Below are 22729 nucleotides of genomic sequence, written 5' to 3' on the forward strand. Positions count from 1 at the left end.
TCGGGTTCGGTCGGTTTCGTTCCGCAGTGCCATGGCACCGCGGCCCAACCTAGTTCGCCCCCGCCGGGTCGTTCCACCCATTTTCGCCCGATCGGTTCGCCCCCGCCCCGACACGCCCTCACCGTCCGTTCGGCGGACGGTACTTGACATGAGCAAATGGTCTAGTCCATTTTGGGGCCCTCCCCGCACCTCCACCCCCCCCACACCCCCCACTGGAGGTCAACGGTGCACAAGCGCACCCGACTGCCCGCCGTCGGCGCCGCCGCGCTGCTCGCCGCCGCCGCGGCGTTCACCGCGCCCACCGCCGCCCACGCGGCCGACCAGCTCGCCAACGGCGGTTTCGAGACCGGCACGCTGTCCGGCTGGACCTGCTCCGGCGGTCTCGGCTCGGTCGTCACCACCCCCGTGCACGGCGGCGGCAAGGCGCTCGCCGGCGCCGCCTCCGCGAGCGACACCGCCAAGTGCGTGCAGACCGTCGCGGTCAAGCCCAACACCACCTACTCGCTCTCCGGCTGGGTCCGCGGCAACTACGTGTACCTCGGCGTCACCGGCGGCGGCTCCGCCTGGACCTCCGCCGCCGACTACAGCAAGCTGAGCGTCTCGTTCACCACCGGCGCCAACCAGACCAGCGCCGAGGTCTACGTCAACGGCTGGTACGGCCAGGGCACCTACTACGCCGACGACATCGTGTTCGACGGCCCCGGCGGCGGCACCCCGCCGGCCGACACCCAGGCCCCCACCGTGCCCGGCAACCTGCACGCCACCGGCAAGTCCGCCACCAGCGTGACCCTCGCCTGGGACGCCGCCACCGACAACGTCGGCGTCACCGGCTACGACGTCTACCAGGGCACCGCCAAGGTCGCGACGGCCACCGGCACCACCGCCACCGTCCCCGGCCTGACCGCCTCCACCGCCTACACCTTCACCGTCAAGGCCCGCGACGCGGCCGGCAACGCCTCCGCCGCCTCCACCGCCGTGACCGTGACCACCGACGCCAACGGCGGCGGCCCCACCCCGGGCGCCTTCAAGCAGGGCGCGCCCTACCTCTACAACGGCTGGGGCAACCCGCCCGCCGCCACCACCGTCATGAACGCCACCGGCATCAAGTGGTTCACCCTGGCGTTCATCCTGGCCCAGAACGGCTGCAACCCCACCTGGGACAGCCAGCGGCCGCTGCTGAACGGCGTCGACCAGGCCACCATCAACGCGGTGCGCGCGGCCGGCGGCGACGTCGTCCCGTCGATCGGCGGCTGGAGCGGCAACAAGCTCGGCCCCAACTGCGCCACCACCGCCGACCTCGCCGCCGCCTACCAGAAGGTGATCGACGCCTACAGCCTCAAGGCGATCGACGTCGACATCGAGAACACCGACGAGTTCGAGAACACCGCCGTCCAGGACCGCATCCTCGGCGCGCTCAAGATCGTCAAGCAGAACAACCCCGGCCTGCGCACCATCGTGACCTTCGGCACCGCCACCAGCGGCCCGACCTACTACGGCAACCGGCTGATCGAGCAGGCCAAGGCGATCGGCGCGGACATCGACGTCTTCACCATCATGCCGTTCGACTTCGGCAACGCCTCGACCGACATGTACGCCGCCACCGTCAGCGCCACCGAGGGCCTGAAGAACAAGCTGAAGTCCGTCTTCGGCTGGGACGACGCCACCGCCTACGCGCACATCGGCATCTCCGGCATGAACGGCCTCAGCGACACCGGCGAGATCACCACCGTCCAGACCTGGACGGCGATCCGCGACTGGGCCAACAGCCACCACCTGGCCCGGATGGCCTTCTGGTCGGTCAACCGCGACCGCGGCTGCCCGGGCGGCGGCCAGCAGGAGACCTGCTCCGGCATCGCCCAGAACGACTGGCAGTTCACCTCCATCACGGCCGGCTTCACCGGCTGACGCACCTCGGTGACCACGGCCCGGCCCCTCGGCGGAGGGGCCGGGCCGTTCCGCGCCGCCGTGCGGGCGGGTGACCCCGGCGGCGTGGCTCCGGACGCCGTCCCCGCTCCGCTCCTAGGGTCCGTCTGACCACCGACCACCCCACGGAGCGTCATGCCCTCCCACCGCGAGCCGACCCTTCCCGAGCCGCGCCGGCCCGAGCCGCCCAGCGGCGTCCGAGCGGGCCGGGTGCTCCGCAACCCCCGGGTCTGGGCCGTCCCGGCCGTGCTGGTCGGCCTGCTCAGCCTGCTGATGTCGCTGCTCTACCTCGGCGGCATCCTCGACCCCCGCGCCGACCTGCACCACCTGCCGATCGCCCTGGTGAACACCGACCGCGGCGCCGAGGTCGCCGGACAGCGGCAGAACCTCGGCGAGCAGGTGGTCACCGGTATCGCCGAGGCCCCCGGCCAGGGTGACGCCGTCTCCTGGCGGCGGCTGGACGAGGCCGCCGCGCGGGAGCAACTGGCGTCCGGCAAGCTCTACGGGGCGCTCCAGGTCCCGCCCGAGTTCACCGCCACCGTTGCCGCCCTCGGCGGCGCGAGCGCCCAGCCCGCGCGCCCCACCGTGCTCCAGTACACCAATCCGGGCGTCGGCAGCCTCGGCTCCTCGCTCGCCGCCCAGATCGGCCAGCAGGCCGTCCACCAGGCCTCGCTCGCCCTCGGCACCCGGCTCACCGCGCTCCCGCAGGCCCAGGGCCTGGACGACGCGGCCCGGCTGCTGATCGCCGACCCGATCGCCCTGAGCACCAGCGTCGGCCACCCGATCGGCAACCGCAGCGGCCTCGGGCTCTCCGCCTTCTACTACACCCTGCTGCTCGTGCTGGCCGGCTTCTTCGGCGCCAACATCATCGGCAACGGCGTCGACGTCGCGCTCGGCTACGCCGACAACGAGGTCGGCCCCTGGCGGGCCCGCCACCCGGTGGTGCCGATCAGCCGCAGCAGCACCCTCGCCGTCAAGTGCGTGATGTCGGTGGGCCTGTCGCTGCTCACCTCCTCGCTGATCATGCTGGCCGGGGTGGTGGTCCTCGACATGGACGCCGCGCACCTGCCGCTGCTGTGGGTCTTCTCGGTCTGCGCCAGCAGCGCGGTCGGCCTCGGCGTCCAGGCGATCAACGCGGCCTTCGGCGGCCTCGGACTGCTGGTCAGCATGTTCGTGTTCATCGTGCTCGGCCTGCCGTCCTCCGGCGCGACCGTGCCGCTGGACGCCCTGCCGTCGTTCTACCGCTTCCTCGCGTTGTTCGAACCGATGCGCCAGCTCACCGACGGCGTGCGGGCCATCCTGTTCTTCGACGCCCAGGCCGACGCCGGCCTCACCCGGGCCTGGATCTGGATCGGCATCGGCACCGTCGCGGCCCTGCTCTTCGGCTTCGCGATGACCCGCTACTACGACCGCAAGGGCCTGCACCGCACCGTCCCCGAGCACGTCTGAGCATGCCTGAGCACGTCGGGGTCCCGGGGACGGGCGGCGCGGGGCGGGTCAGCCCGCCGGCAGTGGCGGCAGCTCCGGCCGCCGGAGCCAGGCGTCGAACAGCTCGTCCAGCGGCTCCCGCCCGTAGCGGGCGGCATGGGCGCGGAAGTCCGCCGTGGTCACCACCCCGTGCCGGTGGAACGCCGACCAGTCCCGGAGCATCCGGAAGAAGGCGGCGTCCCCGAGCGCCAGCCGCAGCGCGTGCACCACCAGGCCGCCGCGCTGGTACAGCCGGTCGTCGAACATCAGCTTGCGGCCCGGGTCGGCCAGCCGGAGGTCCTGCGGCAGCCCGGCCAGCAGCCGGTGCGCGTACGCGGCCCGGGCGCCCGCCGCCGGCCCGCCCGAGCGCTCCGACCAGAGCCACTCCGCGTACTTCGCCAGCCCCTCGTTCAGCCAGATGTGGCTCCAGTCGCCGATCGACACGCTGTTGCCGAACCACTGGTGCGCCAGCTCGTGGGCGACCAGCCGCTCCCGCTCCCAGCCGCCGCCCACGTGGTTGGTGCCGAAGGTGGCCACCCCCTGCGCCTCCACGGGGACGTCCAACTCCTCGTCCGCGACCACCACCGTGTACTCGCCGAACGGGTACGGGCCGAACACCTCCCCGAAGTAGGCCATCATCTTCGGCTGCCGCCCGAAGTCCGCGGCGAACGCGCCCGCCAGCCGCTCCGGCACGAACCCGCTCTGCGGCACCTGCGGGTGCTCGGCCAGCACCACCTGCCGGTACTGGCCGATCGAGACCGTCACCAGGTACGTCGAGGTCGGCGCCGACTGCTCGTACACCCAGGTCGTGCTGGACGAGCCGGTGGTCCGGGTCAGCAGCCGGCCGCCCACCACCACCGCGTACGGGGACGGCGTGGTGACCGCGATCTGGTACGTCGCCTTGTCCGCCGGCCGGTCGTTGCACGGGAACCAGGAGGGCGCCCCGACCGGCTGGCTGGCCACCAGCGCGCCGTCGGTCAGCTCCTCCCAGCCCAGGCCGCCCCACGGGCTGCGCACCGGCCGGGGATTGCCGGTGTAGTGCACGTCGACGGTGAACGCCGCGCCGGCCGACAGCGCCTTCGCCGGACGGATCCGCAGCTTGCCCGCCCGGTGGGTGTAGCGGGCCGCCTTGCCGTCCACCAGCACCCGGCCGATCCGGAACTCGGCGAGGTCCAGCGCGAACTCCGTCAGCGCGGTCACGGCGACGGCGCTCAGCCGGGCGGTGCCGCCCAGCCGGTTCGGACCCGGCCGGTAGTCCAGCGCCAGCTCGTAGCGGTGCACCCGGTAGCGCGGATCACCGCTGCTCGGGAAGTAGGGGTCCGGCGGGGCGACGGGCTGCGGGGGCTGCGGGGACTGCGCCGGGCGGGGGTTCACCGGGTCGTACGCTCCTGGAAACACGGGACTGGACGGGGGACGGCGACGGGCGGTCGGGGGTCGGGGACGGTCGGGGTCGGGAGGGACGCCCGGGGGCCGGACGGGGCGGACCCCGGCCGGCCCCCCGGGGGACGGCGGTCAGGAGGTGGCCTGCCACACCTCGATCGGGTTGCCGAGCCACCGGCTGTCGGCGGGCACGGACTCGGCGCGCATCACCAGCGAGGCCGGGCCCAGCGTGCTGCGCGCGCCCACCGTGCTGCCGGGCAGCACGATGCCGCCGGGCCCCAGGGTGGCGCCCTCGCGGAGGACGACAGTATCCATCCGCATGATCCGGTCGTGGAAGAGGTGGGTCTGCACGACACAGCCCCGGTTGATCGACACCCCGTCACCGAGCGTGACCAGGTCCGCCTCCGGCAGCCAGTAGCTCTCGCACCACACGCCGTGCCCGACCTTCGCGCCGAGCGCCCGCAGCCACAGGTTCAGCACCGGCGTACCCGGCACCGCGCCCACCAGCCACGGCACCGCCAGCACCTCCACGAAGGTGTCCGCCAGCTCGTTGCGCCACACGAAGCCGCTCCACAGCGGGTGCTCCACCGCCCGGAACCGGCCGACCAGCAGCCACTTCGCCGCCACCGCCACCGCGCACGCCGCCGTACCGGCCGTCAGCAGCACCGCCCCGGAGACCAGCGCCGCGGCCGGCGGGGACCACGCCTGCGACAGCCAGGACAGCGCCGCCAGCGTCAGCGCGCCCAGCGCCCCCGAGGCCAGCACCGGCAGCAGCCGGCCCACCTCGACCAGGCCGCGCGCCCACAGCAGCCGCGCCGGCGGCTCGTAGGTCAGGCTCTGGTCCGCCTGGTCGGCCGAGCGCGGCAGCCGCACCGGCGGCATGCCCAGGTACGAGCCGCCCTTCTTCGCCTTCTCCGGCGTCGCCGACAGCACGCCCACCAGGCCGCGCTTGGGCACCGAGCGGCCCGGCGCGGTCATCCCCGAGTTGCCCAGGAACGCCCGGTCGCCGACCTTGGCCTCACCCAGGCGCACCCAGCCGCCGCCCAGCTCGTACGGCGCCATCAGGGTGTCGTCGGCCAGGAACGCGCCGTCACCGACCGTGGTCAGACTCGGCAGCGCCAGCACCGTGGACACCTCCGCGTGCCGGCCGACCCGCATGCCCAGCGCCCGCAGCCACAGCGGGGTCACCAGACCCGCGTACAGCGGGAAGAGGATCTCCCGGGCCTGGTCCATCAGCTGCATCACCGTCCAGGCCTGCCAGCCGACCCGGCCGTGCAGCGGATGGACACCCGGCTCCAGGCCGACCGACAGCAGCCGCACCGCCGCGACCAACTGCGCCGCGTAGACCAGACCGAACGCCAGGGTGGCCGGCAGCAGGCCGAGCAGGGCGCCGCCGAGCGCGCCGCCCAGGCCGTCCGCCGGGTCGACGAACGGGGCGAGCACCGCCAGGCCGGCCACCGCGGGCAGCGCCGGCAGCAGGCTCAGCGCCGCACCGCTGACCCCGTACAGCGCGGACCAGCGGGCCCGGCGCACCGGGCGCTCCTTGGGCCAGCTCCGCTCGGCGCGGCCCAGCTTGACGGCGGGCGCGCCGCCCCAGCGCTGGCCGGTCGGGACGTGCCCGGTGACGCTGGAGCCGGCCACCACCTGGGCCCGCTTGCCGACCCGGGCGCCCGGCAGCAGGGTCGAGCGGGTGCCGACCACGGCGCCCGAGCCGACTTTGAGCTGCCCGACCTCCAGCCGGTCGCCGTCCAGCCAGTAGCCGCTCAGATCGACCTCGGCCTCCACCGCGCAGCCCCGGCCCAGCTTGAGCATGCCGGTCACCGGCGGCAGCGAGTGCAGGTCCACCTCCTCGCCGACCTTGGCGCCGAGCGCCCGCGCGTAGCGGACCAGCCAGGAGCCGGAGAGCGAGGTCGCGCCGCTCACCTCGGCCAGCCGCTCGGCGGCCCACAGCCGCAGGTGGACGCCGCCGCCGCGGGGGTAGCTGCCCGGGCGCAGGCCGCGCAGCAGCAGCCGGGCGCCGCCGGCCGCGAGGGCGAGCCGGCCCGCCGGGGTGAACAGCACCGCCGCGCCCGCGCCGACCGCCCACCAGGAGGCGGTTGGCGCCCAGGCGTAGCCGTCCAGGTGGGAGAGCAGGTTGCCGAGCGCCAGCAGGGCCACCGTCCAGCGCAGGCCGACCACGGTGAACAGCGGGATCAGCAGGAGCAGCTGGAGCAGCTTGGCGCGGGTCGGCACCGGCTCGATCGTCCGGGCCTCGCCGGTCTCGGCCGCGGTGCGCTCCAGGTGGCGGGCGAGCTTGCGCAGCGTCGGCTGCTGGTAGATGTCCAGCACCGCCGCGTTCGGGTAGCGGGTGCGCAGCAGGGTGGTCAGCCGGGCGGCGGCCAGGCTGCCGCCGCCGATCGCGAAGAAGTCCTCCCGGGGGCCGCTCACCGGCACCCCGAGGATCTCCGTCCACTGCTCGGCCAGCCAGGCCTCGGTGCCGTAGAGCTGCTCGGTGGGCCCGGCGGTCTCCAGATCGGGCAGCGGCCAGGGCAGTGCGTTGCGGTCCACCTTGCCGGAGGTACGGGTGGGCAGGGTGTCGACCGGCGCCAGCAGCGGAACGAGCGCGGCCGGAAGCTCGGCGCGCAGCCGCTGCACCGCCTGCTCGCGGTCCCAGCCCTCGCCGGTCACCAGGTAGCCGACCAGCAGCTGGTTGCCGCCGCGCGCGGTGCGCACGGCCGCGGCCGCCCCGGCGACGCCGGGCAGCGCCTGGAGCGCGGCGTCGACCTCGCCGAGCTCGATCCGCCGGCCGCCGAGCTTGATCTGCTCGTCGGCGCGGCCCAGGAAGAGCAGGCCGGCCGGGTCGGCCTGGACCAGGTCGCCGCTGCGGTAGGCGCGCTCCCAGCCCATGGAGGGCAGCGGCGCGTACTTCTCGGCGTCCTTCTCCGGGTCCAGGTAGCGGGCCAGGCCGACACCGCCGATCACCAGCTGGCCGGTGCCACCGGGCGCGACCGGCTCGCCGGCCTCGTCGACCACGACGAGGTCCCAGCCGTCCAGCGGCAGGCCGATCCGCACCGGGCCCTCGCCGGTCAGCAGCGCCGCGCAGGCGACCACGGTGGCCTCGGTGGGGCCGTAGGTGTTCCACACCTCGCGGCCCTCGGTGACCACGCGCTGGACCAGCTCGGGCGGGCAGGCCTCGCCGCCGAAGATCAGCAGCCGGACCTCGTTGAGCGCCTCCGCCGGCCAGAGCGCGGCCAGCGTCGGCACGGTGGAGACCACGGTGATCTCCTGCTCGGCCAGCCAGGGGCCCAGGTCGGCGCCGGAGCGCACCTGGGAGCGGGGGACGGGCACCAGGCAGGCGCCGTGCCGCCAGGCCAGCCACATCTCCTCGCAGGAGGCGTCGAAGGCGACGGACAGGCCGGCCATCACCCGGTCGCCCGGGCCGATCGGCTCGTCCTGGAGGAAGAGCGCGGCCTCGGCGTCGACGAAGGCGGCGGCATTGCGGTGGGTGACGGCGACGCCCTTGGGGCGGCCGGTGGAGCCGGAGGTGAAGATGATCCAGGCGTCGTCCGCCGGGGTGGGGCGCTGCGCGGTGGCCGACGGGTCGGCGAGCGGCTGGTCGGTCAGCGGAGGGCGGGCCGGTCCGACCGGGGTGAGCGCGCGCTCGGCGCCGAGCACGGCGGCGACGGCGGCCTCCTCGAAGACCAGCTGGGCGCGCTCGTCCGGGTCCTCGGCGTCCACCGGGACGTAGGCGGCGCCGGCGGCGAGCACCGCGAGCACGGAGACGTAGAGGTCGTTGGTGCCGGAGGGCACACGGATGCCGACCCGGTCGCCGCGGCCGATGCCGGCGGCGGCGAGGCGGCGGCGCAGCTGCTCGACCTCGGCGGCCAGGGCGCGGTAGCTGAGCACGGTGCGGCCGTCGTCGAGGGCGGGCTCGGCGGGGTGCTGCCGGGCGGCCGCGTCGAGGATGTCGACCAGGGTGCGCGGGGCGGCGGCGGGGCGGCCGGGGTAGCGGGCCTGCTTCTCGGCCTGCTCGGCGTCGGTCCGGTCGGTGGAGGTCCGGTCCGTGTCGGTCCGGTCGGTGGCGGCGGGCTGCTCGTCGGTGGGCCGGGCGGCCGGCTGCTGGGCGGCGTCCGGGCCCGGTTCCAGGCTGGGTTCGGCTGTCATGAGTGCCGTGCGCTCCTTGTCCTCGCCCCGTCCCGATCGATGTCCGACCCTTGGGGGCGGTGGGAGCACTCGCCTGTCCGGGTGACCCCACTCCGGGGCCGGAGCGGACAACCCGACCGATGGTAGCCCGGGGTGGTGAACAGCGGATCGGCCGACACTCCGCCCAACTGGCCCGGCAGTGGCCGAATCTGACGGCATGTCAGCTCGCAACTGATGCCCCGGGGGTCACATGTGACGAACTGTCAGTCATTTTGACGGACCGTCAGGTCGATTTTCCGACCGTGATCCATGCCACATCGAATGTTGCTCCCAAGGGGTGACGGGCCCGCCGCCCGGGGGTGCGGCGGGCCCGTCGGGTCGTGCGGGGATCAGTGGAACGGGTGGCGGAACTGCTCGGCGTGCTCCTGGAGGAACGCCTCCAGGGTGCGCGGGGGCCGTCCGGTCAGCCGGGTGGCCGCGTCGTCCGGGGACTCCGGACGCTCGACGGCGAGCCGCTGGATCTCCACCACATGGGCCGCCAGCCAGTCCGGCATCCCGGCCCGGACGACCAGGTGGGCGCGCAGCTCCTCGGGCGGCAGGTCGATGTAGCCGACCGGACGGCCGAGCAGGTCGCTCAGCATCCCGGCGAGCTCCAGGTGGCTGTACGCCCGGCCGCCGGTGAGCGCGAGGCTGCCGCCGGCCGCCTCCGGGCGGGTGAGCACCGCCGCCGCGACGTCGCCGATGTCCCGGCAGTCGATGTAGTTGCACCGGGCCGCGCCCATGGCGCCGTGGATCGTCCCCGCCGCCGCGATGCCCGGGGCGAGCAGCAGCAGCTTCTGCATGAACGCGTACGGCCGCAGCACGGTGGTGGTGATGCCGGAGGCGCGCAGCCGCTCCTCGATCAGGTGGTGGCCGCGGGAGACCGCGACCGGGGAGTGCGGTTCGGCGGCGGGTGCGGAGACCTTGACGATGTGCGCCACTCCGGCGTGCAGGGCGAGCTCGACGGCTCGCAGCTCGTACTCCACCTGGCGCGGGCCGTTGGCCATGGTCAGGAAGAGCTGGCTGGTCCCCTTGAAGGCGGTGCGCAGCGACTCCGGGTCGTCGGCGTCGGCGAAGACCGCCTCGACGAGGGGCCGGGTGCGCGGGTCCAGGCCGGCCGGCAGCCGGCCGGGGTCACGGCTGAGCGCGCGGACGGGGACGCCCTGGGCGGTGAGGCTGCGCAGGGTGGCGCCGCCGGTGGCGCCGGATGCGCCCATGATGGTGATCACGGTGGGTCTCTCTCTTCTCGTGGTGGTGGTGCGGGGTCGGTTCGGGCCGGGTCGGACCAGGCCGGGTCGGGCCGGTCAGCGGGCCCGGCGGCGCCGCGGGCGGGTGCCGCGCCAGCGCCAGGTGATCGCGGTCGCCGCGATCGCGGCGGAGACCGGCAGGTCGAAGCGGAGCCGTCCCGGCCACGGGCTGTCGGCCAGGGCGGGGATCCGGGGCAGCAGCTGTGCGCCCGCCATGCCGACGGCCAGTGCGAGGGCTGCGGCGCCGAGGCCGAACAGGGCCGTGATGAGCGGGCGCGGTCCGCGCTCCGCCCAGGAGCCCGCCGGGCGCCGGCGGTGCCGGGCGCCGACCAGGGCGGCGACCAGGGCCGAGGTGCCGGCGATGGTGGTGACGGCCGCGATCTTGAGCTCCTGCTGGCCGGTGGCGAAGCCGCCGATCCCGGCCATGACGGCGGGCGCCGCGTAGGAGACCAGCACCTCGCGCCAGAGCACGAAGGGCGGCGGGGCAGTGGCGGGGGCGGCCGGCGGCCGCTGCTCGGTGGGTGTGGTGGTGGGCATGACCGGGCTCCAGGTGATTAGGAGGCTAACTATAAGTGATCAGGTGGCTAACTATCGGGGCGTGAGGGGCTTCGTCCGCAGCCTCGGCGGCCGGCGGGGGAGTGGTCCCGGTGGGAGGTCCGGGTCAGTCGTCGGTCAGGGCGGACATGCCCTCGACCAGTCGGGCCAGCAGGTCGAGGAAGAGCGTGCGCTCCTCCATCGAGAGGCCGCCGACCATCGCCTGCATCCGCTCGAAGTGCTCGGGTGCCATGTCGCGCAGCCGCCGCGCGCCGCGCGTGGTGAGCACCACGACGTTGCCCCGCCCGTCCTCGGTGGACGGGCGCCGGGCGACCAGGCCGTCCCGTTCCAGCCCGTCGACCAGGCCGGTCACGGTCGCCCGGGACACCCCGAGCGCGGCCGCCAGTTGCGAGGGCGACTTCTCGCCGCCGTGGTCCTCCAGTTCGGCCAGCAGTCGGTAGCGGCCGGTGGACAGGCCGAAGCGCGCGAAATGCGCCTCGCCGGCCTGGCCGAGCCGGGACCCGGCGGCCATCAGCCGCGCCGCGACCAGGATCGCCTGCGGGTCGGCCGCCAGGCCGTACCGGGAGAGCTGGCGGCGGGCCTGGTCGAGCGTGGGTGCGCCGCTGCCGGCTTCGTGCTGCTGTGCCATGGAAGTAATATGGCGGCTAATCAGATGCGCCGTCAAGTCGCCCGCCCGCCTGTCCGGCCGCCGATGAAGGGCCGCGGCCCCGCTCCGTGTCCTGGAGCGGGGCCGCGGCTCTGTCGGTCGTCGGGGCGACGGGCTACCGGAGGCGGGGCCCGCCCCGGAAGTGGGAGAGGTAGAGGCCCAGGGTGCTGACGGCGAGGGTGCCGACGCTGACCGCGGCTGCTGTCCCGGGCGCGGCTGGACGGCTGAAGCGCTTTGCTCCACTTAGGACGGAATCTGTCCTAGATGGTCTCTACCGTCTGGCCGGAAGGCACTGATCGAAACGGTGATTCGGAGGGATCCGTCATGATTCTAGTGATCGGCGCGACCGCGCACTTCGGGCGGCGGACGGTGGAAGTGCTGGCGAGTGGCGGGCGGCGGGTCCGGGCCCTGTCGCGCACCCCCGAGCTGGCCGGCCTGCCCGAGGGCGTGGAGGTGGTGCACGGTGATCTGGTCCGGCCCGAGACGCTCGGGCCCGCGCTGGACGGCGTCACCGAGATGTTCCTGGTGCTGCCCCACGGCGTGGACGTACAGCCGCTGCTCGACCGGGTGCGGCAGGCAGGAGTGCGGCAGATCGTGTTCCTGTCCTCGGGGGCCGTCGCCGAAGGCGGGGACCCGCAGAGCGATGTGATCGCCGCCCACCACGCGCGGGTGGAGCGGGAGATCCGGGCGACGGGCGTCGCCTGGACGTTCCTGCGGTTGTACGTCCCGGCGATCGGCTCGTCGTCCCGGGCGATGCGGTTCCAGGGCGGCGACGTCGTCCGCGGCCCGCACGCCGCGGTGGCCGCTGCGGTGGCGCACGAGCGCGATGTCGCCGAGGTGGCCGCCGCCGTGCTCGGCGAAGCGGAACACTTCGGCCGGATCTACGAGCCGACCGGGCCGCGGACGCCGACCCAGACCGAGCACGTCGAGCAGGTCGTGCTGCTCGGCCGGGCCCTGGTCCGTGAGCTGAGCTTCGAGGAGGTGGCCGAGCAGATCACGCAGCAGCAGCTCAGCCAGTTCATGGACGCCGACTTCGTCGGTGCTCTGCTGGAGTTGATGGTGGGAACGGCCGGCAAACCGGCACTGGCCGTGAACGACACCGTCGCGAAGCTGACCGGCCACCCGGCGCGCCCGTTCGCTCAGTGGGTCGCGGACCATCTGGCGGACTTCCGCTGACCGGCCACCCCGACTCGCTCCGCGTCCGACAGGATCGTCTGTGTGCGTGGTGGGACCAGAACGTCTTCCACCACGCCCAGTCGGTCATCCTGCCGTCCTGACCGGTCATGGAGAGGGCACGCGGGCGGCCGTTCAGGCGTCGGCCGTGGCGGAGTCCCGCGGGCTGCCGGCCGCGCGCGACGGTGCTGTCCGTGGCTGGAGGAGGTGGACGCACAGGGCGAGCGCCACCGTCGTGCCCGCCACGAGGGGGAGCCGGGCCACGCCCACCGCGCCGAGGGCCCAGCCGCCGAGCAGACCGCCGCCCGAGACGCCCAGGGCCACCGCCGACGCGTTGAAGGTCAGCAGCATCGGGCCGTGGTCCGGGAACGTCTCCAGTAGCCGGCAGGTCTGGGCGGGGGTGAACGACCAGCCCGCCAGGCCCCAGCCGAGCAGGACCGCGCACAGCAGTGCCTCGGTGTGGGCCAGGGGCAGCAGGAACAGGCAGAGCGTCATCCCGCTCATGCTGCCCACCAGCACCGTGCGCCAGCCCAGGGCGTCGACGGCCGCCCCGCCCACGATGGTTCCGAGCGTCGTGCCCACGCCGAAGACCATCAGCGTCCGGGCCACCGTGGCGCTCTCGTGCCCGCCCACGTGGCCCGCGACCAGCGACAGGTAGGCGTACACCACGAACTCCCCCGCGACCACGACGAAGGAGAGCGCCACCACGGACAGCAGGCGCCGGTCGCCGAGGAAGGCGGCCCGCTCGCGCATCCCCGCAGCGGCGAGTGCGCCGTCCGGCAGGCGGCCCGACCGCTGTACGAGGGCCACGATCACGGCGAGCACCGCCAGCAGCACCAGGATCTGACGCCAGGTGACCACCGACGACGCCCAGACGCCCAGTGGTGCGCCGACGATCGTCGCCATGGTCAGCCCCGAGGCGAGCACGGACAGCGCCCGGCCGCGTCTGCGCGGGCCCAGCCGGACCGCCCGCGCCGCGGCCCCCGGCTGGTAGCAACAGGCGCCCAGGGCCGACACCAGCCGTCCGGCGACCAGCATGCCCAGCCCGGTCGAGGCCGCCGTGACCAGGTTCCCGAAGGCGAACAGCAGCAGCCCGAAGGTGCAGACCGCGCGCTGCGAGCGCCCGCCCATCAGCACCGAGGCCGCGGGCGCGCCGACCACGCACACCAGCGGGTAGACCGCCAGGGCCTGTCCGCCGCCCGAGGCGCTCAGACCGAGGTCGGCGCTCACCCGGGGCAGCACGCCGGTGAGGATCGAACCCTCGACCGCCACCACGAACGTGCCCATCACGAGCGGCGCGAGGCTGGACCAGCCCGCCGCGGAACCCTCTCCCTCACCCATGCCGTCCCCATCGGTACCCGGCCGCCACGAGGTCGAGCCCCCTCGGCGTGTCGCTGAGCCGTTCGGCCGGGGCGCGGATCGGCAGGTCGCTGCCCTCCTCAAGCATCCCGACCAGCAGGTCCGTCTCCGCGCGCAGTGTGGCCGCGGCGTCGTCGTGCCCCAACCGGACGTCCACCGCGGCCTCCAGCGCGGCAACGAAGCGCACCGCGCACCCGGTGACGGCCTCCTCGTCCGCCGCCGACAGACCCTCGACCAGCGGATCACCGGAATGAGTGAAGATCATCGATGCCCGCCCGGCCCGCTCCCCGGCCGGCACGGGCGCCACGAACTTGCACGCGTCGACGCACCGCGCGCCCTGTTGGTCGCTCACCACCGTCGCCCGGGCCACGACGGCGTGCCACCGCCCGGTGCCCGGGTTCCGTTCCAGCCTGGGCCGCACGTACGGCTGCACCAGCGCCGACAGCTCGCCGCACTGCCCCCAGAGCATCCCGATCGACGCCACCCGGGCGAGCACGTCCAGTCGTCCGGCGTCCGGCGCCACCACGCCCAGTTGCCCGGCCACCTCGGCGAACCGTCCGCCCGGTACCACCACGACGCCGAAGCTGCGCCGGCCCGCCGCCGGCTTCACCACCACGAAGTCCTCTCCGCGGGCCCAGTCGGCCGCCTCCGCCAGCTTCTCCCCCCGGGCCAGCCACGGACCGGCCGGGCGCGTCACCGGGAGCAGCCCCGGCACCAGCGCCGCCAGCAGCAGCTTGTCCGTCGTCGGCAGCGCGTACGCCAGCGGGTTGCACACCAGGTCGGCCCGCAACGGCACGGTCCGCTGGTCGAACGCGTACGGCCAGACCACGCCCCGCGGCTCCCAGTCGCCGTACTCGCCGACCACCCGCCCGTCGGCCCCGAACAGCACCGGCCGGTCGTCGAGCACCCCGACCTCGTACCTCAGCAGCGCGATCCCCAGGTCCCTGGCCACCTCCTCGTGGACCGATTCCCGCTGCCTGGCGTGCGGATCGCCCGCCGGCGCGTACGCCTCGGCCGCCACGTACCAGCCTCCACCCGGTCCGCAGGCCCGGCGCAGCCGCTCGGCGCTGAACCGGTCCTGGAGCTCCAGGGAGGTGCGCTGGGACAGGCTGACGATCGTGCCGTCGCCCGCGCCGGCGAGCGCCTCCAGGACGGCCCGCTGGACCCGGTCGTCACCGTAGAGCCGCCGCTGCGCCTCGACGCCGGACCGCGCGCCGTTGGCGTCGACCACGACGGGTTCCTGCCCGTGGTCCAGCGGCAGCAGGACGTCGAGGGCGTACACCCGGGGCGCGGCGGGCCGCGGCGGGCCGGAGTGCGGCCCGCCGCGGCCCTGTGTGTGCGCTACTCGCACGCGACCCTCAGCTTCGATCGCGGAGCCACCGCCACCTCGTGGACGAACAGCTCGTGCTTGGACGCCTCCGCGAGGAGGACCTCCAGCTGGTTCTCCAGTTCGGAGACCGTCGCGTCGGCCTTCTCGCTCCCGAGCGTGTCCTCGTTCCTCGCACCGGTCGGACCCATGGTTTTCACCTCCCCTCGATGCCGGTCGTGCGCCGGTACCTCCGGGGCCCGCCCGACAGTGCGGCGGACACCGGCTGCCGGTCCAGGACCGCCGCACGGGCGGCGGCCCGGTCGACCACGGAGACGTGGTCGCCGTGCCCGCCGTACAGCCAGTCCTCGAACCGGACGAATGGGAGCAGTGCCGGAGCGGTGTCCGCCACGTGTGCGCTCACGATCGGCAACAGGGTGCGCACGGAGGCCTCCCGCAGGCTCGCCGGGTCGTCCAGCCGCCGCCCGACGGCGCGGAACAGCGGCACCAGCGCGTGCAGTTCGGCGAGGGCGGCCAGGGTCATCGGGAGGGCGGACAGCAGCTTGGACGCCGTCCAGGCGAGGGTGAGCAGCAGCTGCCGGTCCTGGCCTCCCGTGCTCGCGTAGTAGGTCGAGAACACGGCGGGGTGGCGGGCGACGAGGTCGAGGACCTCCGGTTCGCCCTCCGCGGTGCGCATCAGCCACTGCGCGTAGGGGCTGTCCAGGTCGAGGACGAGGCCGTCCCGGCCGGCGGCCGCTCCGAGCGGGGTGCCGGGGACCAGCCGCGGGTACTGGACGTGGCAGCTGCCCGGGTCGACCACCGACGCCCGCGCGGCCTCGCCGAGCGCGTGCTCGACCGAGGCGGGGTCCTCGCCGGGGAAGCCGACCAGGAAGTAGAAGGTGGAGGCCAGACCCGCCTCGGCGTGCCACCGGACCAGGTCGACCACCGCCGGGTACCGGCCGGCGCGCTTGCTGATCAGCTTCTGGGTGGCCGGCTCGACCGCGTCGACGCCGACCAGCAGGCCCTCGCAGCCGGCCGCCGCCATCTCGCGCAGCAGCGCGGGGTCGGTGAGGTCCGCGCGCGTCATGCCGGTCCAGGCGACCGGGCGTTCGCGTCGGCGCAGGGCCCGGAGCAGCTCCGCGGTGAAGCGCGGGTTGATGGTCAGGGTGTCGTGCACCAGGTGGACGCTGGTGCAGCCGCGGTCGGCGAGGACGTCGAGCTCGTGCATGATGCGGTCGACGGGCTTGAAGGTGACGCGCCGTCCGGAGGTCGCCGGGATCGAGCAGAACGCGCAGTCGTACGGGCAGCCGCGTGCCACCTCGACGAGGCCGGTCGGCTGCGCGCTGACGGCGGCGTAGCGTTCGAACGGCGCGGCGAGGTCGTACGCCGGGAGCGTCCACTCGGCGGCCGGGCCGGCGGGCGACGTGGCGGTGGGCGACGCGCCGGCGCGCAACGGGCCGGCGGCCCTCTCGCCGGGGCCGGTGACCACGTGGTCGACGAACGGGAAGGCCCGCCGGATCTCCGGGCCCAGCAGGCTCGCCTGGTGGCCGCCGAACACCAGGGTCGCGTCCGGGCGGGCGGACTTGAGGGCCCGGGCGATCGCCAGCGCGATCGGCAGGTCCACGCACTGCACCGAAAACGCGTAGACGTCGGCGGCCACCTCCAGGAGCCGGTCGGTCGCCGCGCGGACCAGTCCGGCCCCCGTGGGCAGGGTGCCCTCGGCCAGTTCCAGCGCCTGGTCGACCACCACGACCCGCTCGACGCCCGGGGCGTGGCGCAGGGCGCCGGCGGTCAGCAGCAGGCCGAGCGGCTCCGCCAGGTGGTAGGAGGCCCCCATCGCCAGTGGCGGCTGGACCAGGACGACCAGGCCCCGGAACATCAGCCGGCCACGCCGGCCGGGACCGGCACCGGCTCGAACACGCCCAGTTCGGCCACCGGGCGCAGCAGTTCGGCAAGGTTCGCGAACAGGCTCTCGTCGACGCCCTCCAGCCGCCCGGCCCGGTCGAGGATCTCCAGCGCCCGGGCGCGTCCGCCGTCGACCGCGACCACCTTCAGCCGGTCGGGTCCCATGAACACGAGGTGGTCGCGGGGGCCGGCGGAGTCCGGGTCCGTCCAGGGCAGTCCGACCGGCGAGCGGAACAGCCGGGCCGCCGGGCGCAGCCGGAACCGGCCGGCGGGGGACTGCGTCGGGCCGTCGTCCGGGACCGGTGGGAGCACCGAGATCTCCTGGACCAGGGATTCGAAGCGGAACGTCTCGCGCAGCGGGACCGGAGCGTCGCCGGATGCCAGCAGGCCGGCCGTGAACCGTGCGAAGGCGCCCCAGATCTCGTGGTCCTTGAGGCCCACCAGGCCGCGCCGGCCGCCGGGTCCGCGGTCGGCGGCCACCCGGTCGCGGTACTGCCGGAACAGTTCGAGCAGGCTGAGGTCCAGGTGCTCGGCGAGGGCGATGTACGTCCAGCCGTACACCTCCAGCAGTTTGCAGTACCCGAGCGAGATGTCGACGCAGATGTCGAGGTCGCCGTGGTCGGGGGTGACGACGTGGAACGACTGGAAGACGTCGGGCAGAGCGGCGATGAGCTCCTCGTCCTCGGGCAGCCGGCGGCCGTCGGCGAACTCGATGCCCTGGGAGAAGGCGGTGGGGGCGTCCTCCGCCCGGTACTCCAGACGGTGCGCCACCCGTTGGGCGAGGGCGGTTCCCGGCAGCGGACTCATCAGCTGGATGAACGCGTTCACCCGGCCGACCTGGATGAACTCGGCGGCGAGGCGCAGTGTGGCGTCGAGGTCCTGCGGTTTCTCCTCCGGAATTCCGACGACCATCGACAGGGACGGGAATATCCCGCTGTCCACCGTCCAGCGGACGCGTTCGGTGGTCTGCGAGGCCACTCCCCGGCGCAGCCTCTTGTTCATGCGTGACAGTGTTTCGTCCGAGCCGGATTCCACCCCGTAGAGCAGCATGCGGCAGCCGGCCTCGCTCATCAGGCCGAGCAGTTCGCGGTCGACTTCGTCGATCCGGCAGCGGCACTGCCAGGGCAGGCCGAGGTCGGCGTCGATGAGCGCGTGGGAGAGCTCCTCGACGAAGGCCCGGCGTGCGGTGAAGAGGTCGTGGACGAAATAGGCCTCGAACCCGCCGTACCGCGCCCGGTGCGCGGAGAGCTCGGCGATCAGCGAGGCGGTGCTGCGGTAGCGGACCTTGCGGCCGTTCAGCAGCGTCGTCTGGCAGAACTCGCAGGCGAACGCGCAGCCCCTTCCGCTGTCCACCAGGATCGTGGGTTTGCGGCTGTGCTCGAAGTACGTGCCGAGGTCGTCGACCAGGTGGTAGCTGGGGGCGAGCAAGGAGTCGAGGTCGGCGACCCGCTCCTCGCCGGCCCGGGCGGTGATGGTGCCGCGCCGGCGCCAGGTGAGGCCCGCGATGCCCTCCCAGGGGCCCGAACCGTCCAGCGCCCGCGCCAGTTTGGGCACGGTGAGTTCGGCCTCGCCGCCGAGCACCGCGTCGACGTAGGGGAACGCCTCCAGGTACCTCGGGCCGAGGAAGCTCACGTCGTGGCCGCCGAGGACGATGGCCGTCCGGGGCCGCGCCGCCTTGATGCGCCGTGCGATGTTCAGCGAGGCCGGGCCGGTGGAGCACTGGGTGCCGAATCCGACGACATCCGGTTCGCTCGCCAGAATGCGCTCGGCGCACTCGTCGTAGATGCGCGGCCCGGCTTTCAGGTCACCGGTCTTGAGTCTCAGGACGAAGTCCTCGATCGCCACGTCGTGGCCGTCGGCCTCCAGATAGGCGGCGATCGAGAGCAGGCCGAGCGGGGGCGCCACGTAGTAGGCGGACCGGTCGCGCTTGTCCTCGAACGGCGGAAACACCAGCGACCAGCGCATGCCGAGCCCCCTGATCCGTTGGCGTCGAGCCCGGGAGAACCGGCCCGGGGACCTGTGTCCCTTGAGGATGGGAGGGTGGCGCAGACCTGTCAAGAATGGTCGCGACGCTACCGGGAATGCGCCGGCTCGGCCCGCTGCCCTCGTCACCGTCCCCTTCCGGCGGTGGGGTGCGCGAACGCGGCCGGGCCGTGGTGCCGGCCTTCGAATCGCCGCCGACCGGCGGGCGGACACCGGCTCGCCCGAACGGCAGTCCACCGACTCCGCCGATCTGCGTAGGGTCCAGGCGTCCGCGGGTCACGGTCGGAGCCGGAGGCGGATCGAGGCCACGGTGGTGGTGCTGTGGGAGGCACGGGCCGCGAACTCCGGCTCGACTCCGCGCGGCCGCCGCCACCGCACCCGCCGTCCACCAGGACCCCGCCAGGGCCGAACGGCTCCTGTGGGACAGCCTGCGCTGACCGAGGCCCGGGGCCCGCACGGCCGGGCACCGGTCAGCGGCGGGCCGGGGCGGGGCCCTCGTGGACGCACAGGCCGTCCCGCAGGGCCGCGCCGTAGACGTCCCCCAGCTCCGCCGCCGTCTCCACGGCGGCGAGCCGCGCGGCCGCCGCCAGCTCCAGGACCGGGTCCGAGCGCGGGCCGACGCGGCGGTAGAGGTGCCACGCGAAGCGGCGGGCGGCGGCGTCGTCGAGGCGGCCGGTGTGGGTGACGAGGACCGGGGCGATGGGTCGCGGTCGAGGGCGTCCAGGAAGGACGCGGCGGCGCCGGCGCCCGCCGTCAGCTGGCCGTCGCCGCCTCCTGCGCGACGAACGCCTTGAGCTCGGCGTCACCCGCTGTGAACTCCTCGGTCAGCACCGCGGTCAGCGGCCCGCCGAGCACGACGCGCCCCTCCAGCGGCGGCTCCGCGCCGCCCGCCGGCTCCGTGCCCCCACCCCGCGCCGGGGAGTCCGCCGCGAGCACCAGAGGGCGCTCGGACAGCCGCTCGGGAACCCTCACACTGATCACGTCGCCCCCAGACCCATGCGTTGCGGCAGCCGGAACCCCCACGGTCCGCACCCCGCCCCGAGGGGTCCCGGCGTAGGGATCGCGCGCCGTTCGCGGGCGGGTTTCGGCCATCCCCGGGTGCGGGGCCGCTCCGGCGGACCTACGTTGGGCCCATGGAGCTGTTTCCTCCGATTCCGCTCGCGCGGTGGCAGGACTCCAAGGCGACGGTGCACCGGTTCGCCCAGGTCGTCGGGAAGATCCGGCTGGCGCGCAGCGTGCGGCGCAACCACTGGTGGAACGTCCCCTACTACCTCACCGGGCGCGGCATCACCACCCGGCCGATGGCCGTGGGGGACGGGGGCGGGACGTTCTGCGTGGACTTCGACTTCGTCGGCCACCGGCTGGTGGTCTGCTCGTCGGACGGCCGCACGGTGTCCTTCCCGCTCACCGGGCAGTCGGTGGCGTCGTTCTACCGGCAGACGCTGGACGCCCTCGCCGCGGTCGGAGTGCCGGTGGCCCTCGCGCTCCCGCACCCGTTCGACCTGCCGGACGCCGGCCGGCCGTTCACCGAGGACACCGAGCACGCCGCCTACGACCCGTTCTGGGTGAACCGCTACTGGCAGGTGCTCGGGCAGGTCAACCTGGTCCTGGAGGAGTCCGCCGCCCGGTTCTGCGGGAAGATCAGCCCGGTGCACCACTTCTGGCACACCTTCGACATCGCCGTCACCCGCTTCTCCGGCCGGGCGATCGACCAGCCCCCGAGCGTCGACCCGGTGACCCGGGAGGCGTACTCCCGCGAGGTCATCAGCGCCGGCTTCTGGTTCGGCGACGACGCCTTCCCCAGGCCGGCCTTCTACTCCTACGCGGCGCCCGAACCCGCGGGCCTCGCCGACCACCCGCTCCGCCCCGCCGCCGCCCGCTGGGTCGAGCGGAACGGCGGCCATCTGGCGGTCCTGGACTACGACGAGGTGCGCGCCGGCCCGGACCCGCGCGCCGCGGTCCTCGACTTCTACGAGTCCGTCTACCAGCCGGCGGCCGCCCTCGCCGGCTGGGACATCGGCGGCGAGGCCTCGCCCGGCGGCGTCACCGACCCGGTGACGGCCCGCGCGTCCACCGATCGCTGACGGTCTGTCGACACCCTCCTGGTGTTCTGCTCGTGCCCGCCGCCGCAACCGGCCGCGGGCCTTCGAGCCGAAGGAGAACCTTGTGTCAGACACCTCCGCCCGGACCGCCGGCCCCGGTGCCCGGCTGGCGAGGCTGGCGCTCGCCGCCTGCACGATATCCGCGAGCGGCCTCGCCCTGGCCGCCGCGCCGGCCGGCGCCGTGCCCCCGAACGCCGCGGCAACGGCCGTGGTCGAGCAGCTGATCACGATCCAGGACCACCAGAACCACCACGCGCTGGCCACCGCGGACGGGGAGGCCTCCCGGATCGTCGCGCGCGGCTACCAGGACGCCTCCACCCGGTTCTGGATCTCCAACAAGCCGGGCGGCCGGGTCGACTTCACCCGCTCCGTCAACGGCACCGAGCGCGTGATCGAGATGGACCTCAACGACGGCCGGACCACCCAGTTCATCCACTGGTGGGCGGGCGACAACCAGCAGTGGACGCTGGAGAACGCCGGTGAGGGCGGTACGTACGTGCACAACGCCCGGGACAACCGCTGCCTGACCTACCACGGCCTGGACCGCGAGGTCACCGTCGAGACCTGCGACGGCGGCGCGGCCCAGCGGTTCGACCTGGTGCCGGTCAACGACGTCCCCCCGCCGTCCTCCGCCGAGCAGCGCTTCCTCCAGCGCCTCAACGAGCTGCGCGCCCAGTACGGCAAGGCGCCGGTGCGGCTCGACGCGACGCTCGCCCGGGCCGCCCAGTGCAACGCCGGCCAGATGGACCAGCGGCACGTCTCCGGCCACTTCTGCGACTCGGCCGCCATCGCCAAGAGCCTCGGCTACAACTGGACGCGGGGGTGGGGCGAGATCGCCTTCTACGGTCCCACCACCATTGATGCCGCCTTCGACGGGTGGGTCCGGTCCTCCCTGCACTTCAACATCATGATCGGCGACTACACCGAGGTCGGCCTCTCCCACGTGGGCGCGGCCTCCTGGAACGCCGACTTCGGCGCCCGCTAGCCCGGATCGCCCAGCCGGCTGAGCCCGCCAGGCCCCCCGGTTCCGGCCCGCAGCACCCTGCGAGCCGGAACCGGGGACCGGCCCGAGGAGGTCACCGGGGGGTGATCTCGCCCATCTCCGCCCAGCCGTCCATGCCGGGGATCTCGATCGAGACGATCCGCGGCTTGGCGGCCACCGCGTAGGACAGGTCCTCCATCGCCTTGACGAAGTGCACGGACTCCACGTGCGCCTTGCCGGCGTCGCCGTCGCGGAACGCCTCGACCAGGACGAACTCGTTGGGGTCCTCGATGCTGCGGGACCACTCGAAGAAGAGGTTCCCGGGCTCCTCGCGGGTGGCCCGGGTGAAGTCGTCGACGAGGTCGAGCCAGCCGTCGGCACGCTCCGGGCGGACGGCGAACTTGACGGTGATGAAGATCATGGGGGCTGCCTTTCCTTTCACGCGTGCGCGCGGCCACCCGGTCGGTGGTGGCCGGTCAGCGCGCACGGCCACCATCGTCGCAGGTCAGACGGGTTCTCTGCGACACGGGGCGAGCGGGG

The 22729-nt window shown here is 74.2% G+C and carries 17 protein-coding genes; 5 read left to right on the forward strand and 12 right to left on the reverse strand.

Going from position 1 to position 22729, the window contains the following annotated elements; all coding sequences use genetic code 11:
• The first annotated feature begins 225 nt into the window (after positions 1-225).
• Positions 226-1905 carry a carbohydrate binding domain-containing protein gene (locus ACFZBX_RS03490; RefSeq protein WP_391531278.1) on the forward strand — a complete coding sequence of 560 codons (1680 nt, stop codon included), beginning with the start codon at positions 226-228 and terminating at the stop codon, positions 1903-1905.
• Positions 1906-2058: 153 nt separating this feature from the next.
• Positions 2059-3372: a YhgE/Pip domain-containing protein gene (locus ACFZBX_RS03495; protein ID WP_391531279.1), complete on the forward strand. Its 1314-nt coding sequence runs from the start codon at positions 2059-2061 to the stop codon at positions 3370-3372.
• A gap of 48 nt (positions 3373-3420) precedes the next feature.
• Here ACFZBX_RS03495 and ACFZBX_RS03500 read toward each other — a convergent pair whose 3' ends face one another.
• The 5 genes from ACFZBX_RS03500 to ACFZBX_RS03520 form a co-directional block, all read right to left on the reverse strand.
• Entirely contained in the window at positions 3421-4764 is a 1344-nt protein-coding gene (locus ACFZBX_RS03500) for a M1 family metallopeptidase (protein ID WP_391531280.1), read from the reverse strand.
• Positions 4765-4902: 138 nt separating this feature from the next.
• Positions 4903-8913, reverse strand: coding sequence for a Pls/PosA family non-ribosomal peptide synthetase (locus ACFZBX_RS03505; RefSeq protein ID WP_391531281.1), 4011 nt, complete (start codon positions 8911-8913; stop codon positions 4903-4905).
• 368 nt (positions 8914-9281) lie between these two features.
• Positions 9282-10160 (reverse strand): NmrA family NAD(P)-binding protein, encoded by an 879-nt coding sequence (locus ACFZBX_RS03510; protein ID WP_391531282.1) that lies wholly within the window; start codon positions 10158-10160, stop codon positions 9282-9284.
• 75 nt (positions 10161-10235) lie between these two features.
• Positions 10236-10715, reverse strand: coding sequence for a hypothetical protein (locus ACFZBX_RS03515; protein WP_391531283.1), 480 nt, complete (start codon positions 10713-10715; stop codon positions 10236-10238).
• Between the two features lie 124 nt (positions 10716-10839).
• Positions 10840-11361, reverse strand: a complete 522-nt coding sequence (locus ACFZBX_RS03520; RefSeq protein ID WP_391531284.1) for a MarR family winged helix-turn-helix transcriptional regulator — start codon at positions 11359-11361, stop codon at positions 10840-10842.
• Positions 11362-11703: 342 nt separating this feature from the next.
• On the opposite strand from ACFZBX_RS03520, the gene ACFZBX_RS03525 reads away from it, so the two are divergent.
• Positions 11704-12555, forward strand: coding sequence for an NAD(P)H-binding protein (locus tag ACFZBX_RS03525; protein WP_391531285.1), 852 nt, complete (start codon positions 11704-11706; stop codon positions 12553-12555).
• A gap of 132 nt (positions 12556-12687) precedes the next feature.
• On the opposite strand, the gene ACFZBX_RS03530 is transcribed toward ACFZBX_RS03525, so the two are convergent.
• The 6 genes from ACFZBX_RS03530 to ACFZBX_RS03555 all read right to left on the reverse strand — a co-directional run bounded on the left by ACFZBX_RS03530 (position 12688) and on the right by ACFZBX_RS03555 (position 20086).
• Positions 12688-13893: an MFS transporter gene (locus tag ACFZBX_RS03530; protein ID WP_391531286.1), complete on the reverse strand. Its 1206-nt coding sequence runs from the start codon at positions 13891-13893 to the stop codon at positions 12688-12690.
• On the reverse strand, positions 13886-15262 hold the full coding sequence (locus ACFZBX_RS03535; RefSeq protein WP_391531287.1) for a hypothetical protein: 1377 nt from the start codon (positions 15260-15262) through the stop codon (positions 13886-13888). Before ACFZBX_RS03535 ends, ACFZBX_RS03530 begins: the two co-directional genes overlap by 8 nt.
• Positions 15253-15429 (reverse strand): hypothetical protein, encoded by a 177-nt coding sequence (locus ACFZBX_RS03540; protein WP_391531288.1) that lies wholly within the window; start codon positions 15427-15429, stop codon positions 15253-15255. The genes ACFZBX_RS03535 and ACFZBX_RS03540 overlap by 10 nt, the downstream gene beginning before the upstream one ends.
• Positions 15430-15434: 5 nt before the next feature.
• Positions 15435-17096 carry a B12-binding domain-containing radical SAM protein gene (locus tag ACFZBX_RS03545; protein WP_391531289.1) on the reverse strand — a complete coding sequence of 554 codons (1662 nt, stop codon included), beginning with the start codon at positions 17094-17096 and terminating at the stop codon, positions 15435-15437.
• Positions 17096-19087, reverse strand: coding sequence for a B12-binding domain-containing radical SAM protein (locus ACFZBX_RS03550; RefSeq protein ID WP_391531290.1), 1992 nt, complete (start codon positions 19085-19087; stop codon positions 17096-17098). The genes ACFZBX_RS03545 and ACFZBX_RS03550 overlap by 1 nt, the downstream gene beginning before the upstream one ends.
• Before the next feature lie 771 nt (positions 19088-19858).
• On the reverse strand, positions 19859-20086 hold the full coding sequence (locus ACFZBX_RS03555; protein WP_391531291.1) for a hypothetical protein: 228 nt from the start codon (positions 20084-20086) through the stop codon (positions 19859-19861).
• A gap of 152 nt (positions 20087-20238) precedes the next feature.
• On the opposite strand from ACFZBX_RS03555, the gene ACFZBX_RS03560 reads away from it, so the two are divergent.
• Together ACFZBX_RS03560 and ACFZBX_RS03565 are read left to right on the forward strand one after the other, a co-directional pair.
• Entirely contained in the window at positions 20239-21189 is a 951-nt protein-coding gene (locus ACFZBX_RS03560) for a DUF5996 family protein (protein WP_391531292.1), read from the forward strand.
• Between the two features lie 82 nt (positions 21190-21271).
• Complete coding sequence (locus ACFZBX_RS03565; RefSeq protein ID WP_391531293.1) at positions 21272-22192, forward strand: CAP domain-containing protein; 921 nt, start codon at positions 21272-21274, stop codon at positions 22190-22192.
• 91 nt (positions 22193-22283) lie between these two features.
• Here ACFZBX_RS03565 and ACFZBX_RS03570 read toward each other — a convergent pair whose 3' ends face one another.
• Positions 22284-22610, reverse strand: a complete 327-nt coding sequence (locus ACFZBX_RS03570) for a putative quinol monooxygenase (protein WP_391531294.1) — start codon at positions 22608-22610, stop codon at positions 22284-22286.
• Between the last annotated feature and the right edge of the window lie 119 nt (positions 22611-22729).

It is taken from the genome of Kitasatospora sp. NPDC008115 (assembly GCF_042957205.1).
Classification (GTDB): domain Bacteria; phylum Actinomycetota; class Actinomycetes; order Streptomycetales; family Streptomycetaceae; genus Kitasatospora.